This window comes from Janthinobacterium sp. PSPC3-1, from assembly GCF_049896105.1.
Taxonomy (GTDB): Bacteria; Pseudomonadota; Gammaproteobacteria; order Burkholderiales; family Burkholderiaceae_D; genus Janthinobacterium.
In genome coordinates, this window is sequence record NZ_JAFCTQ010000014.1 from 131,758 (window position 1) to 147,180 (window position 15,423).

Below are 15,423 nucleotides of genomic sequence, written 5' to 3' on the forward strand. Positions count from 1 at the left end.
TTTTACAGGTGATTGATGGCAACCACTCTTGAAGACGAATTGATTATCGGCCTCGTGTCGATCTCGGACCGCGCCAGCGGCGGCGTGTATGAAGACCAGGGCATTCCGGCACTGGAAAGCTGGCTGGCGGCCGCCCTGCGCACGCCGTTCCGGCTGGAAAAACGGCTGATCCCCGACGAGCGCTCGCAGATTGAAAACACGCTGATCGACATGGCCGACCTGAACCATTGCCACTTGATTTTGACCACCGGCGGCACCGGACCGGCGCGGCGCGACGTGACGCCCGATGCGACGCTTTCGGTGGGTACCAAGGAGATGCCGGGCTTTGGCGAACAGATGCGCCAGATCAGCCTGCAATTCGTGCCGACGGCGATCTTGTCGCGCCAGGTGGCCGTGATCCGCGAAACGCCCGAGCGCGCCTGCCTGATCATGAATTTGCCGGGCCAGCCGAAAGCCATCAAGGAAACCCTGGAAGGGCTGAAAGATGCCGACGGCAAGCAATTGGTCAACGGCATCTTTGCCGCCGTACCCTATTGCATCGACCTGATCGGCGGGCCGTATATGGAAACCGACCCGTCAGTGTGCAAGGCCTTCCGTCCCAAATCGGCGCTGCGTCCGGCGCAACCATTACCAGAGGAAAACACATGAGCACTTTGCTGGAAACCATCGAACTCGACAGCGCCCCCGACACCACCGTCTCGATTATCTGGATGCATGGCCTGGGCGCCGACGGCAATGACTTCGTGCCGCTGGTCAAGGAACTCGACCTGCGCGGCTGCCCCGCCATCCGCTTTATCTTCCCGAACGCCGGCACCATGCCCGTCACCATCAACAACGGCTATGTGATGCGTTCGTGGTACGACATCTTGACCAGCGACCTGGTGCGCCGCGAAGACGAAGGTGGCCTGCGCGCGTCGCAGGCACAGATCGAAGCGCTGATCGCGCGCGAAAAAGCGCGCGGCATTCCCGCCAGCCGCATCATTTTGGCCGGCTTCTCGCAAGGCTGCGCCATGACCCTGCAGACGGGCTTGCGCCACCCTGAACAACTGGCGGGCCTGATGTGCCTGTCCGGCTATCTGCCGCTGGCCGACAAGACGGCCGCCGAGCGCACGCCCGCCAGCCTGGCCACGCCGATCTTCATGGCGCACGGCACGGCCGACCCGGTGGTGGCCATCGCCCGCGCCGAACAGTCGCGCGACTTGCTGACCGGCATGGGCTATCAGGTGGAATGGCATGCCTACCGCATGCAGCATTCGCTGTGCCAGGAAGAAATCGACGCCATCGGCGCCTGGCTGAGAAAAGTGCTGGCCTGATAAAAAAAGCGCGGCTTGCGCCGCGCCTGCATCACCATCTCATGACGACGGCGATTTATTTGTTGGCCGTCGTTTTTTCATTCCATATCTTCAACATGTCGGCCGAGGCTTCCGAGCGGATGCCATTGTCGGTCAGCACCGATTCGGTGGCCGCCAGCATCTCCTTGCGCGGCACCACCACCAGCTCGGCGTCGCGCTGCTGGAAGCGGAAGGTCAGCAAGTCATCGGTCTGGTCGCGCAGCAGCGCCACCAGGTGCGCCAGGCTGCGCACCGGCACGCCATTGACGGAATCGATAACCGAGAAGAAACGGGTGCTGTAGCCATTCATCAGCTTGTGCGGAAAAAATGGCGCGGCGACCACCACCAGTTCCTCGCGCTCGGCGTCGGGCGCATCGCCGCGCCGCGTGACGAGGGGATTGCCGGCAAACGCCATGCCGCCCAACATCGTCGGATTGCCGTTTGGCGCGGCCATGAATTCCGTGGTGGCGCGCGAAAACACCATCGGGCCGAAGATGAAGTAGGACGGATACTGACCCTGCAAGCTGGCAATGAGCATCGGATGCTCGGCCAAGACAGGCAGGCTGATCTTGAGCGGCGCACCCTGGCGCACCACCGTCAGCGGCAGCAGGCCGTCTTTCGCCAGTTGCTGCACACGGTACTGGAACCGCACGCGGCTGTTGGCGTTGAGCTTGACCATGCCCTGGTTATCGACGGGATAGTCGCCGATCTTCGTGATCACATCCCATTCCTTCAGCGGATAGCTTGCGTCCTTGCTGGCCGGCGCCATCACCACCGCGCCTTCGATCCCCTTGGCCAGTTTCAGATAGCTGCGCAGCGCGGGATTTTCCAGCGTCTGCGTGACGTCGCGCATGGCGGGCTTGCCTTTGGGCGCGCCGCCTGCCTGGTCGCGCAGGAACAGTTCGATCTCTTCGTTGGGAATAATGTAGCCGATATTTTGCGCATTAAGCGCGCCGGCAAACGCCAGGCCGATCATCTTGTCGCCGGCGATCACCGGGCCGCCGCTGTTGCCCGGATTGATGGCGGCATCGATCTGGATGCGCAGGCCCGACACGGGATAGTTGTAACGCACAAATTCGATGCGCGACACGATGCCTTTGGTAATCGACAGCGAGCTACCGCCCACAGGATAGCCATAGGCCAGCACGGCGTCGCGCACGTCGGGCATGACGTTGGCGCGCGACACCGGTTTGTGGGTGTCGAAGAAACTGTCATCGTCGACCTTCAGCAAGGCCAGGTCCATGCCGCGCGAAATGGCCAGCACGGTGGCCGGAATCTTGTCGCCGGCGCCATTCGACTGGATCTGCACCTGGCTGGCATAGCCGACCACATGCGCATTGGTCAGGATGCGGTGGCCATCGATGACAACGCCCGAGCCCGTCACGGACTGCGGCGCGGCCTTGCTCCACGGCTTGTACGGATCGGGCCCGCGCAGGGTGGAAAACACCTTGACGACCGAGTTTTCCAGCGCCGACGCGCTGGCGGCGGCGGTGTCGGCGGCCAGTGCCCGCACCGTTATCAACGGGCAAAAAGAAAGGGCCAGTACCAGCAAGGTACGGCCCATCAGGGTGAAGCACGAACGAGTTTTCATTGAGTGTATGGGCAATGGAAGGGAAGTAAAATTATATATTGAATAACGGCAATATAATTACACTTTATCCATGTTTCCCGAAGGAACACTCTAATCAGGCCGGCAGCGGCGGCACCCCCAATGGCGGCACCGCCGTCTGCGCGCCGTTCATCACCATCGCCAGAAACGTATAGTAGCCATTGATGCCCATCAAATCAACCACGCCGTGCTCGCCGAACAGCGCCAGCGCACGCGCATAGGTGGCATCGCTGACGCGCTTGTTCTGCTGCAACTCGATGCAGAAGTCATGCACGGCCCGCTCGTCTTCCAGCAGGCTTTCCGGCGTGCGTCGCTCGGCAATCGCGGCGATCGCCGCCGGCGCAATGCCGTTCTGCGCCGCCAGCGGCGCGTGGATCGCCCACTCGACCTGCTGGTCCCACTGCCGCGCCGTCACCAGGATGGCCAGTTCGGACAGGCGCGTGCCGATGGCGCTGCGGTAGCGCAGGTATTCGCCCATGCGCTGCGCCGTTTCCATCAGTTCCGGGCTGCGGATCAGCGGCACGAAGGGGCCGTACAGCGCCCCGCGCGGACCGGCTATGATCGCTTGCGCGGCGGCGCGCTGCTGGCTGTCGAGCTGGTCCAGTGGCAGCGGCGGCAGACGGTCAAGCTCGAAGTCTGGCATCAGGCGGTCCAGGCAACCACGTCCTGCTGCTGCTCGCCCAGGCCGGCGATGCCCAGGCGCATGGTGTCGCCTTTTTTCAGGAAGCGCTGCGGCTTGCGGCCCTGGCCCACGCCCGGCGGCGTGCCGGTGGCGATCACGTCGCCCGGTTCCAGGGTCATGAATTGCGACAGATAGCTGACGATTTTCGCGACGGAAAAGATCATGGTTTGCGTGTTGCCGGTCTGCATGCGCTTGCCGTTCACTTCCAGGTACAGGTCCAGGTCCTGCTCGTCGATCACTTCGTCCCGCGTCACCAGCCATGGGCCAACGGGGCCGAAAGTGTCGCAGCCCTTGCCCTTGTCCCAGGTGCCGCCGCGTTCCAGTTGGTAGGAGCGCTCGGAAATATCGTTGACGACGCAGTAGCCGGCCACGTGTTTCAGCGCGTCCTCTTCGCTGACGTATTGCGCGCGCGTGCCGATGATGATGCCCAGCTCGACTTCCCAGTCGGTCTTTTTCGACCCCTTCGGCAACACCACGGTGTCGTCCGGGCCGTTCAGGCAGGTAATCGCCTTCATGAACACGATCGGTTCGGCCGGAATCGGCATGCCCGACTCGGCCGCATGGTCGGCGTAGTTCAGGCCGATGCCGATGAATTTGCCGACCTTGGCGACCGGCACGCCGAAGCGCGGATTGCCGCGCACCAGGGGCAGCGTTTTTTCGTCGAGCTTGGCCAGCTTGCGCAGCGCCTTGTCGGACAGTTGCGCGCCATCGAGATCGGCAATGATGCCGGACAGGTCGCGCAGTTTGCCTTCTTCATCGATCAGGCCCGGTTTTTCCTTGCCGGGACGACCATAACGAACGAGTTTCATATTCTTCCTTGGAGTTGATCATTGCCGCTGTGCAGGCCATCATTTTACCGGATGGCCCGGCACGCCTGTGGCGGCCGATGAAAAACAGCGCAAGTCCCGGCAGCTGCAACAGCGCCAGCAAGCCGAACGCGGCCTGGTAAGCCTGCGGCGGATACTGGTGCGCGGCGTTGCCTGGCCAGCAGCCCAGCACCAGGCCAAAGCCGGCCTGCACCAGGAAGGCGCCGCTGAAGATCAACAGGTTCAGGCAGGTGGCGGCGCGCCCCGTCATGCCAGGCGGCACGCTTTGCGCGACGATGGCGTATTCCAGCCCCGCCACCGTACCCAGCAAGGTAAACAGCACCGACAGCAAGGGCAAGCCGGGCCGGACATTCATCGCCATGGCGCACTGCACCAGCACGAACAGCAGCACGCCCCAGGCCGCCACCTGCATCGGCGTGACGCCGCGCCGGCCCGCCCATTCCGTCAGCATGCCCATGGCGATGGCGCCAAAGATGACGGCCGCCATGCCCAGGTACAGCAAATAGGCGACCGCGTCGTCCGTCATCCCGCCCACGTCGCTGAGCCAGCGTCCTATCCACAGGCCCTGCACGCCGAAGAACACGCTGTGCGGCAACAGCAGCAGGGCGATCGTGCGGCGAAACGCCGCGTCGCGGTAGACGTCCAGGATGCCGGCTTTCTGCCGCACCGCCATCACGGCCGGTGGCGCCGGCGACAGCATGCGGATCAGCAGCCCCACCGCCAGCACGGCCAGCGCCAGGCCCAGGAACAGGCCGCGCCAATCCGTATGGTCGAGCGCCACTTTCACCGGCAAGGTGGCGCTGGCCGCGCCCAGCCCGCCGACGGCAATCAGGTAGCCGTGCACGGAGGGCAGGCGCGCCGGCGCCACCACGCCCGAAATGGCTTTCACGGCGGCCATGAAACAGCCGCCCAGGCCGGCGCCCATTACGGCGCGCGCACACATCAGCTCGGCAAAGCCGTGACCACGGCTGAACAGCCACACCCCCAGCGCCGCCACGCTCATCAGCACCAGTTGCACCGTGCGCGGGCCATGGCGGTCCAGCGCCATGCCGACGGGCAATTGCACCAGCGCAAACGCCAGGAAAAAAGCGCTGGTCAGCAAACCCAGCTGCGTGGGGTTCAGGTGCACCGAGGACAGCAGTTCGGCCGTCAGCACGGCATTGACGCCACGCAGCAAACACGACAGATAATGGCCGAGCGCGAACGGCAGGAACACCAGGCAGAAGATGGCCAGGGGACTGCGGCCCGCGCCAGCATCGGCTGGCATGTCAGGCCGCCCGGGCCAGCGGGATCACCTTGTGCGGCATGTGCGGCACGGGTTCATCGAGTTCGAAGAAGAATTTCTCCTGGCCGAACGCCGGTTTCAGATGGTCGATCCAGGTGGCGTGCTCGTCGAACTTGGCATAGAAGGGCCGGCGTACCCAGTCAGGGTTGCGCGCTTGCAAGAACTGCAAGGCGAACAGTTTTTCGCCATGGATGGTGACCACGCCATCGATCACGATCTTGCCGGGAAACGCGCTCATCGACGGCCCGCGCACCGTGCGCGACAAACCCGACACCTGCTGGTAGGCGGCCTGGAAAATCTCGTGCGCGCGCGCCAGCGGCAGTTCGAAATAGCCGCGCGGGCCCGTGTCGCGCTCGACAAACATGTAGTAGGGAATCGCCCCCAGCCGCGTGCCCGTCTGCCACAGTTCGGCCCAGCTGTTCGGGTCTTCATTGATATGCCGTATCAAGGGGCCCTGCATGCGCAAGGTGGCTCCCGTGCCGACGATGCGCTTGACGGCCTGCCGGGCGATCTCGGGACGCAGTTCGACGGCATGGTTGTAATGGCCCATGATGGCCAGGTTCTTGCCGGACCGGACGATGCGCTCGAACAGGCGCAGCAGGTCGTCCGCATCGCGGTCGGACACGAAACGCTGGGGCCAATACGCGACCGACTTGGTGCCGATGCGAATGTTCTGGATATGATCGAGCGCCGGGTCCAGCAACGGCTCCAGGTAGGCCGCCAGTTGCCGCGTATTCATGATCATCGGGTCGCCGCCCGTGAACAGCACGTCGGTCACTTCGCGATGCAGTTTCAGATAGGCCACCAGTTCATTCGACTCGCGTGCATCGAACTTCATGTCGTCCATCCCGACGAACTGCGGCCAGCGAAAACAGAAGGTGCAATACGCGTGGCAGGTCTGGCCGGCGCTGGGAAAGAACAGCACCGTCTGGCCGTACTTGTGCTGCAGGCCGCGCACCGGCACGCCGTCCATGGTCGGCACATTGTGCGTCAGCTGGCCGGCCGGATGCGGGTTCATGCCCAGGCGTATCGTGCGTACACAGGCGTCGATGGCGGACTGGTCCTGGCGTTCCAGCACCAGCTCGCGCAGGTGGGCGTACTGCTCGGGTGGCAGCATGTCGCGGTGCGGAAACACCAGCCGGTAGATGGGATCGTCGGGAATATTGTTCCAGTCGATCAACTGGTCAAGCACATATTCATTGGTGCGAAATGGCAATACTGTCGAGACCACCTGCACCGCCTCGCGCTGCTCGGGCGGCAGCCATTCCCATTGCCGCGCCTGGTGGATGGTCTGTCGCGTATAGGGTTTGAATTTGGCTGGCAGCAATTCCGTATTCGTCGTGGGCATGGTTACTCCGTCGGGATGGGGGTGGTTGGCGGGATGAAAAATCCATCATAGTTCTTGCTCAAATGCATGAAATTGCACTAAATCAACAACGCCGCCTTGACCCTGTTGCCGTCAATAAACCTGCATTCAGGCAAGAAAAAACTTGTGCTATCGCAATTTCACATGCGTTCAAAAAACGTAAATTAGGACCTGGCATTCCCCCATCACTGACCAAAGGACAGATCATGAAACGTGTATTGACCGGCACCGCGCTGTGCCTCATGTTTGCTTGTGCCGGCCATGCCGTCGCCGCCGTGGAACCGACGGAAAAAGACGCCATCGCCATGGCGGAACGGGGCGCCGCCTTCATCAAGCAGCATGGTGAAAAAGAGATGATGAAAAGGCTCAGCGCCAAGGACCCCGAGTTCGTGCAGGGCTCGCTGTATGTCGATATGCGCGACATCAAGACCGGTATCGTGCTGGCACATCCGATCAATCCGTCCATCGTCGGCAAGGACCTGACGGACGTGCCCGATGCGAACGGCAAGAAATACCGCCGTGAAATCATCGAACTGGCGCAAAAACAGGGCAAGGGCTGGGTCGATTACCAGTACAAGAATCCCGTCAGCGGCAAGATCGAACCGAAGACCACCTACATCCTGCGCGTCAACGACGTGGTGCTGGAAGCGGGGATCTACAAGAAATAGACAACAGCGGGCCGGCGCGGCTGGCCCGGCTTCCATCCACAGGCAGGAGGACATATGCTCGACAAATTACGCATCGGCCCCAAGCTGTTGCTGGCGCCCACCCTGGTGCTGTTGTTGCTGGTACTGAGCTCGGCCAGCGCCTGGTACGGCATGGTGCGGCAGAATGCCTCGATGGAAAACATGGTGCAGGTGCGCATGGCGCACCTGAAAGCGGCGCTGGACGTGGCCGGTGACGTGCGCTATGCGCACAGCAATATGTACCAGCTGCTGTCGTGGACCAATGGCAGCTTTGCCAAGGCCCGCCTGGAAGCGCTGGAAACACAGATCAAGCAGCGCCACGGCGAGATCGCGCGGCAACTGGCCACCCTGCGCGCCACCGCCAAGGGGCCCGAGCTGGCAATGGTCGATGGCGCCAGCGGCGCGCTGGGCTCCTACCGCAAGGCGGTGCTGGAAACCATGGAAATGGCGCAGATGGACTTGTCGATCGCCGCCAATTCCATGATCAAGGCGGAAGCCCAGTTCGGCCAGCTCAACGGCCAGCTGGTGAAACTGGCGGCGCTGGAAACGTCGCTCAGCACCGAGGCGCATGCGGCGGCCGTCGAACAGTTTCACAACCTGGGCTGGACCCTGCTCACCACAGTGCTGCTGTCGATTTGCGCCTCGGTGGTGGTGACGATGCTGGTGCGGCGCGCCATGCTGCAGGAAATACACGGCATCGCCGAGGCCGTGCGGCAACTGGCGGCGGGCCGCTTGATGGCGGGCAAACCGAAACAGGGCAACGACGAGATTGCCGCCACCTCGCGCGTGCTGGACCAGTGCATCGCCAAGCTGAACCAGACCCTGCGCACCATTTTGTCGGCCGTGCAATCGATCGACACGGCCTCGCGCGAGATCGCCACCGGCAATATGGATTTGTCGGCGCGCACGGAAATGCAGGCCAGTTCGCTGGAACAGACGTCGAGCGCTATGGCCACCCTGACCGAGGCCGTCAACGACAATGCCGGCAATGCGCGCCGCGCCAGCGAACTGGCGGCGCAAGCGTCCAGCCTGGCGCTGCAGGGAGGCGCGGCGATGCAGCAGGCGGTCGCCACCATGGCCACCATCCGCGGCAATTCGCGCCAGATCGTCGACATCATCGGTGTCATCGACGGCCTGTCGTTCCAGACCAATATCCTGGCGCTGAACGCGGCGGTGGAGGCGGCCCGCGCCGGCGAACAGGGACGCGGCTTTGCCGTGGTGGCGTCCGAAGTGCGCACCCTGGCGCACCGTTCGGCGGCCGCCGCGAAAGAGATCAAGACCCTGATCGCCACCTCGGTGGCCACCATCGACGGCGGCAGCGTGGCGGTGCAGCAGGCGGGCGACAGCATGGGCGCCATCGTGGCCTCGGTGCAGCAGGTCAACGACATCATCCAGCGCGTGGAGCAGGCCAGCGCGGAACAGGCGACGGGGATTACGGAAGTGAACCTGGCGGTGGCGCAGATGGATGACGTGACCCAGCAAAATGCGGCGCTGGTGGAACAGGCGGCGGCCGCGGCGGCCAGCCTGCAGGACCAGGCCGTGACCCTGTCGGCGGCGGTGGCCGTGTTTACGCTGGATCAGCCACAGATGGCGTCAACTGCCGTGGTCGCAGTGGAAACCTTCCAGGACCCGGCCATCTCGGCAACTTCGGCCGAACGGCGCGCCGCGCACAGTCCGCTGCGCGGCAAGGGCGCACCAGCGCGCCGGCGCAGCGCCTAGCGATACCAACCTAGGCCACCCGCATCGGCCTGCTCAGGAATTTCGAGCCGGCTTCGACAAACCGCCAGGGTACGTCCATGGCCTTGGAAATGCCGATGCGGGGACCGGCCAGCACCGCCACTTCCTCTTCCCTGGCCAGCAGCACGAATGGTGGCGCATCGAGCGGCAAGCCGTTGTGCGCATGCGTGACACCGAGCGCCTGGCAGACCTTGCCCGGCCCCGAGCACAGCAGCCGTTCCTCCTCGGCGCCGCGCCGCGCGCGCATCGCGTCCAGCCCGAACAGCGGTTCGATGGCGCGGATCAGGACTCCCGCGCCATGGTCCACCTCGCGGCAGACGAAATTGAGGCACCAGTGGATGCCGTAGGAACGATAGACATAGGCGTGCCCGGGCGGGCCAAACATTGACGCGTTGCGCGGCGTCTGGCCGCCAAACGTGTGCGAGGCCGGGTCCAGCCGGTCATACGCTTCGGTTTCCACGATGCGCCCGCCGACGCCATCGACCAGCACCGTCACGCCGATCAGTTCACGCGCCACCACGCTGGAGTCCCGGGCAAAATCGATACCTGCAAGAACGCTTTTCATGCAGCAATTGTAGCGCGCCCATGCCGGCGCACGTTTCTTGAAAACAAATAAAAATTGTGGATAAGACCATCAAAATACGACTGCATAACGTCTGAAAATGGGCAATAAAACGCTGCCTGCCGAAAGAATTGCCGATTTTTGCCATAAACAAGAACAGTTCTGAACTATTGCTTCTGATAAACAGCGATAATCGTTGGCGACGGAGCAACCAGCGATAGTGATGACATGATGAGAGCAGCATTGAAAGTGGCAGAGCCGACCAGGGCTGCGGACGGCGACCCGGTCGACGCATTGATGCGGTCCATCCGCATTCCACCACGCCCCAGCCTGCTGGTCGACCTGCAGCGCGAACTGGCCGAGCCCGATCCATCGCCGCGCAAGATCGCACGCATTATCGGCGATGACGTCGGCATGTCGGGCGCCCTGTTGAAACTGGCCAATTCGCCGTTCTATGGCGCGGCGCGCAAGGCCAAGTCGGTCGAGCAAGGCATCAACTTTCTAGGCATCAACCAGTGCAGCGCCCTGATGACGGGCTTGCTGGCGCGCCAGGCGCTGGAAGCCGAAGGCGTGGAACTGAACAATTTCTGGGACGTCTCGGCCAAGCGCGCGCGCGCCGTGGTGTTTACCTCGCGCAAGCTGCGCATCGCCCCGCCCGACATCGCCCACACCTTCGGCCTGTTCTGCGATATCGGCGTGCCACTGCTGATGAACCGCTTCCCCGATTATGTGAACACGTATGCGGCGGCCGCCAACGATGCGCACAACAGCTTTACGGACGTGGAAGACGCGCGCCACCAGACCAACCATGCGGCCATCGGCTGCCTGCTGGCGCGCAACTGGGGCCTGTCGTCGGACGTGGCCTGGGCCATCCTGCATCACCACGACTACAGCGTGCTGAGCGATCCCTCCACCGATGACGCCATCCGCTCGCTGATCGCGCTGTCGCTGCTGGCCGAAAAAGGCATACAGCGCTACCATGGCAACAGCACCTCGCTGGAGTGGGACAAGGGCGGCGAACTGGCTTGCCAGCATCTCGGTTTGTCGGAAGAAGAAGCGGCCGACCTGCTCGACGAGTTACATGAAATGTTCGACACCGACCATTAAGCGCTTCGCGACCTGTATCATCGCAACGGGCGCCAGGCTTTTGCCTTGGCGCCCTTTTCCATTTTTCACTTGAATTCAACTACTCATCATGCCCAAGAACAAGCGCCCTGCCCCCCGTAAATCGTCCAACTCGCCCGAAGACAAGGATGAAGCCGTCGCGCGCATGCTGAGCACGATGGCGCTGAACCTGGCGGAGCAGGAAGACAGCGAGTCGCAAGGCACGGTACTGGCCGAACAAGCCGTCGAGTTCGGCCGCATGATCCGCAAGAGCCTGAACCAGAAGAAAGACGAAGTGCTGTACGACGCCATCGAGCGGGCGAAATACGAAGACGTCGGCGCCTACCAGTACCTGCGCAGCCAGATCGAAGAAGCCTCGTCGGTGGTGGTAATACGCCGCGAGAACGCGCCGGCGATGGAAATCAACGCCTTCGTGGTGCCGCTGCTGGTGCAAAGCACGGGCGGCCTGAAGGAAGCGGACGGTTTCCAGGACCAGGAAGCGTTCGAAGCGCTGGTCAAAAGCTTCCAGGAGTCGGCACTGGAAAGCGCCAAGGCCAAGGTGGTGCTGATGAGCCACGCCTACGACCTCGACGAAATCGACAATATCACCTACAGCCATCTGCATGAAATGGTGCGCGACGCCTACACCTCGATGACGGACAAGAAGATCGTCATTGCCGCCGGCCTCGAGCGCAGCATCGCCGGCTGGAGCGCCACCGAATTCGGCGCCGGCGACACCGCCGTCGAACTGCGCTTCCTGCTGGGCTTTGCCCTCAAGCGCGTCGACGACCCCTTCTATGTGGAACCGAAGGACGAAGCGGCCCTGGATGCCTGGTTCGACGCGCGCATGGAGCGCTACCAGCAATGGACGGCCAAGGTCGCTCCGCTGGTGCAGCGCTGCCTGGCCCCGGCCGGCAGTGCCTTGGAAGTCAGCTTCCTGTACCAGGACCTGTTCCATGGCGGCAAGGAGCAAGGCCTGGCCGAATACGCGATGCTGCAGATGATGTCCGGCATCAACCACGCGCTGGCGGAAAACAATCTCGACGCCGGCGACGTCTCGGTGGTGGTCGGCCCGGCCGACGAGCATGGCGAACTGCTGCTGCGCGTCAATGTCTACGCAGCCAGTGGCGAAATCCTGCACAGCGCCGACAAGCCGCTCGTCCTGGCGGCCGACCTGCAGGACGAAGTCAACGATGTCTGCGATGCGCTGGCGATCATTGGCGTGACGAATTTGTCGGTGGCGCTGAAGTTCGATGGCCAGGGGCAGCCGGTGGAAGTGCACGCTTACTCGCCTGAATTAGGCTAACCATCCGCAGTCATGCCGTTAGCGTCTTTTTTATACCCCTGAAGCAAGCCCCGGGGTCAGACCCGCCGGGTCTGACCCAGCACTTTCGCTGTGCGGATTAAGTGCAAACTGTTCTGGACCGCTTGGTTTTACTGCATTAATTAAAACGTATTAGCTGCTTGTTATGGGAAAGCATCAATTGTCAAGTTACCATCTCCAGGTACGGCCCGCTCTCGCCGGGCGCCCTGCGCGTAGTGGAGCGATAATCAAACACATGCTATTCGAGCCTGAACAGGCTGGCCAACTAAGGCCTGTCAGGCCGGTGCAATGCGTTCGAACAACCAGGATAGCATTACCACTCGGTCATTGATTTTCCATCAGCGCGCGGAGTGTTGTATATGGCTGCTTCTGCCCAAAGTCGCTACGCGGTGTATGCCGAACGGAACGCTTGAAGGCTATGCCAAACGCTGTCAAAAACCCATAGTCCTGACGTTTCCGCAGATACTAGAGCGCTTTTGCCAGAAAATACTTTTACGCAAAAAATACCCTCTACATCCACGTTACGCCATAATCTTTCCACCTTTTCAAAATCACACCAGTACTAGGCCGGCAATCGAGGGGTAGTTCATGGCAGAAACCGAAGACATCCATCAGATCTATATGCCGCGCCGATTCCAGTTGCATCAAGACGATGGGACTGTTCGGCAACTTAGCGAAATAGAATTTCTGGCACTCGCGGGCCCAAAAGTGGTCTTAGGAGAGCCAGGAATGGGCAAGTCGGAGTTTATGTCGGCTGCTGGACGCTACTTCGAAGTAGAACCAATCCGGGCAAGCCGATTCATACTGAGCAGGCGCGCAGACCGCTTACTGACCGACGGTAAGCCACTATTGATTGATGGTCTGGACGAGGCCATGGCACGCAGGCATGGTGACGCCATCGACTTGGTACTGACTCAACTGCAAGACATTGACTGTCCGGATTTCGTATTGACGTGCCGATCAAGAGAATGGCAAGCACGCACAGCTACCAACCTTCATCAGCTATACAAATCCCCCGTGCAAATTGCAACAATGGAAGCGTTTGACCGAGTGGAGGCGGCGGAATTTCTCTCGGCACGTAATCCTACGGTTGATGCCGAGCTAGTTCTCTCGCACCTCGAAGCACACGGTATCGCAGACTTCTACGCTAATCCATTGACGCTTGGACTCATGGGAAAGGTAGCGCAAACGGATAGGAATTTGCCAGCAACCCGGGCAGCGCTTTTCGAACGTGTATGTGAGTTGACATGGCCTGAGCATGATCCCGATCGGCACGATCTCGCACTGAGTCAACTTAGTGCAAGTAATGCACTTTCAGCTGCGGGAGCAATCATGGCATCGTTATTGTTAGCGGGAGCGGAAAGCCTTGTCACGCTTGGTCCCATTGAGCAAGAGGGAGATATCTTATTGGCGGATATTAAGGCACTTCCGCGTGCGCAAGCAGCAGCTTTGATCGCCGGCACGAAACTGTTTGTGAGTGCTGGACCGGGACGCGTTCGACCAATCCACAGGGTAATTGCTGAATATCTCGGAGCCCGTTGGCTGGCAGAAACTTCAAGCAATCCACGCCTGAGAAGAAGAGTGCTTGCGCATTTTCAGGATGCCGGTGCGGTGCCTGCCAGTTTGCGCGGTTTGCACGCATGGCTGGCGCACCATAACGCTCACATGATCTTGGAAGTGATTCGAGCGGATCCATTTGGTGTGCTGAGATACGGAGAAACGGGGAACTTCACCGAGACGCAAATCACAGCGCTGTTCGAAGCGCTGCAACAACTAACCGAAGATGATCCGTACTTCCTGAGCCAGAACTGGGACGATCGCACGGCAGCCGGACTGATGATCTTTCCACTTGAAGCAAAGATCAAGAGCGCCATCACGCCAACCGATAACAATACCCATCTGCGCTTATTGCTGGTCGAGGGAATCGTGGGGACGCCACTCGCCGAACATCTTGCCAATACACTGGAGGATATTATATTTTCCGAAGGCCTGTGGTATCGGGAGCGCAGTGCGGCAACACAAGCGTTGCGGCCGTTTCGCGATGTCACATGGTGGCGCCAGAGCGTGCAACGCTTGCACGATCAAGCTACTGAAGATTCCAGCCGCTTGGCACGTCAAATAATCGAAGAACTTTCGTGCGAAATCTCTGATGAGCTACTTGTTTCAGTGTTATACGCCGAGCTGGGCTTATCATTTTGCCGCTTGCCACGTAATAATGAAAACGACGTTTACACCTACCGGGATTACCGCAAGCTTGTCCGCCTACTACCATCAATCAGGCTCGTACCAGTCTTGGACATACTGACGCAATACGCGTCCATGCTGACATCATCCATTCAAAGCCACGATGTCGATCTCTCTGACGTCTCGGAAATCGCGTCCTCGCTATTAGTACGTGCCATAGCGGAGAAAGTTGTAACGCAGTTAGATGCATCCAAAGTGTGGGACTGGCTCGGCATGGTCGCAGATGATCGTCATTACTTCAAACGAGAGAGAACTGTGCTGCAAGACACCTTGAGCGCCCATGACAATCTCCGTCAGGCAATCCAAGAATACGCTTTGTACACTCTTCTTGCCGCAGACAACGCTTGGCTTAAAGAGCTGAAGTTAAAGAAGCGGCTGATCGGACTGACCCAACGCAGCACCGATATCATCTGGTTTTTTGAGCGACTTCAGTCCGCCGATATTACCGATCCCAAAGCGCGCCAGGCATGGAGCGATCTCATGAAGCTTGGTGTCGGCTCCCATAATTTTTATTCCGATGTCCGCACGGCCAGCCGCCTCTTCCAACGCGACGATCCACAGCTTGCCTTAATCGCCCATCAATTTGAACGTAAGCGCTCCACGAACCCCAGCCTGTTCAGCTAGGCAGATCGCTGGTTAAATCGGGGGTATGCAAATCCTTCACAT

General features: G+C 61.0%; 13 protein-coding genes. 7 read left to right on the plus strand and 6 right to left on the minus strand.

What is annotated here, in order from left to right; all coding sequences use genetic code 11:
• The first annotated feature begins 15 nt into the window (after positions 1-15).
• Both mog and ACP7B7_RS16600 read left to right on the plus strand, forming a co-directional pair.
• Entirely contained in the window at positions 16-648 is a 633-nt protein-coding gene (gene mog, locus ACP7B7_RS16595) for a molybdopterin adenylyltransferase (protein WP_426077363.1), read from the plus strand.
• Entirely contained in the window at positions 645-1,313 is a 669-nt protein-coding gene (locus ACP7B7_RS16600; RefSeq protein ID WP_426077364.1) for an alpha/beta hydrolase, read from the plus strand. The genes mog and ACP7B7_RS16600 overlap by 4 nt, the downstream gene beginning before the upstream one ends.
• Before the next feature lie 55 nt (positions 1,314-1,368).
• Here the strand turns inward: ACP7B7_RS16600 and ACP7B7_RS16605 are convergent, their stop codons facing one another.
• From ACP7B7_RS16605 to ACP7B7_RS16625, 5 genes are all read right to left on the minus strand, one after another.
• Entirely contained in the window at positions 1,369-2,922 is a 1,554-nt protein-coding gene (locus tag ACP7B7_RS16605; protein WP_426077365.1) for a trypsin-like peptidase domain-containing protein, read from the minus strand.
• A 94-nt stretch (positions 2,923-3,016) separates the two neighbouring features.
• Complete coding sequence (locus ACP7B7_RS16610; protein WP_426077366.1) at positions 3,017-3,583, minus strand: carboxymuconolactone decarboxylase family protein; 567 nt, start codon at positions 3,581-3,583, stop codon at positions 3,017-3,019.
• Positions 3,583-4,431 carry a fumarylacetoacetate hydrolase family protein gene (locus tag ACP7B7_RS16615; RefSeq protein ID WP_308924320.1) on the minus strand — a complete coding sequence of 283 codons (849 nt, stop codon included), beginning with the start codon at positions 4,429-4,431 and terminating at the stop codon, positions 3,583-3,585. The genes ACP7B7_RS16610 and ACP7B7_RS16615 overlap by 1 nt, the downstream gene beginning before the upstream one ends.
• Positions 4,376-5,716 carry an MFS transporter gene (locus ACP7B7_RS16620; protein ID WP_426077367.1) on the minus strand — a complete coding sequence of 447 codons (1,341 nt, stop codon included), beginning with the start codon at positions 5,714-5,716 and terminating at the stop codon, positions 4,376-4,378. The genes ACP7B7_RS16615 and ACP7B7_RS16620 overlap by 56 nt, the downstream gene beginning before the upstream one ends.
• A 1-nt stretch (position 5,717) precedes the next feature.
• Positions 5,718-7,082, minus strand: coding sequence for a KamA family radical SAM protein (locus ACP7B7_RS16625; protein WP_426077368.1), 1,365 nt, complete (start codon positions 7,080-7,082; stop codon positions 5,718-5,720).
• 224 nt (positions 7,083-7,306) lie between these two features.
• Between ACP7B7_RS16625 and ACP7B7_RS16630 the strand changes: the two genes are divergently transcribed.
• A complete protein-coding gene (locus tag ACP7B7_RS16630) occupies positions 7,307-7,768 on the plus strand; it encodes a cache domain-containing protein (RefSeq protein WP_426077369.1) in 462 nt (153 codons plus the stop codon).
• Positions 7,769-7,822: 54 nt separating this feature from the next.
• A complete protein-coding gene (locus tag ACP7B7_RS16635; protein ID WP_308924316.1) occupies positions 7,823-9,505 on the plus strand; it encodes a methyl-accepting chemotaxis protein in 1,683 nt (560 codons plus the stop codon).
• Positions 9,506-9,515: 10 nt separating this feature from the next.
• Here the strand turns inward: ACP7B7_RS16635 and ACP7B7_RS16640 are convergent, their stop codons facing one another.
• Positions 9,516-10,088 (minus strand): DNA-3-methyladenine glycosylase, encoded by a 573-nt coding sequence (locus tag ACP7B7_RS16640; protein WP_308924315.1) that lies wholly within the window; start codon positions 10,086-10,088, stop codon positions 9,516-9,518.
• Positions 10,089-10,313: 225 nt separating this feature from the next.
• Between ACP7B7_RS16640 and ACP7B7_RS16645 the strand changes: the two genes are divergently transcribed.
• From ACP7B7_RS16645 to ACP7B7_RS16655, 3 genes are all read left to right on the plus strand, one after another.
• Positions 10,314-11,192 (plus strand): HDOD domain-containing protein, encoded by an 879-nt coding sequence (locus ACP7B7_RS16645; RefSeq protein ID WP_308924314.1) that lies wholly within the window; start codon positions 10,314-10,316, stop codon positions 11,190-11,192.
• A gap of 88 nt (positions 11,193-11,280) precedes the next feature.
• The gene (locus ACP7B7_RS16650) at positions 11,281-12,495 is read left to right on the plus strand and encodes a hypothetical protein (RefSeq protein ID WP_426077370.1); all 1,215 of its coding nucleotides are present in this window, start codon (positions 11,281-11,283) and stop codon (positions 12,493-12,495) included.
• Positions 12,496-13,101: 606 nt separating this feature from the next.
• Positions 13,102-15,381, plus strand: coding sequence for an NACHT domain-containing protein (locus ACP7B7_RS16655; RefSeq protein WP_426077371.1), 2,280 nt, complete (start codon positions 13,102-13,104; stop codon positions 15,379-15,381).
• The last annotated feature ends 42 nt before the right edge of the window (positions 15,382-15,423 follow it).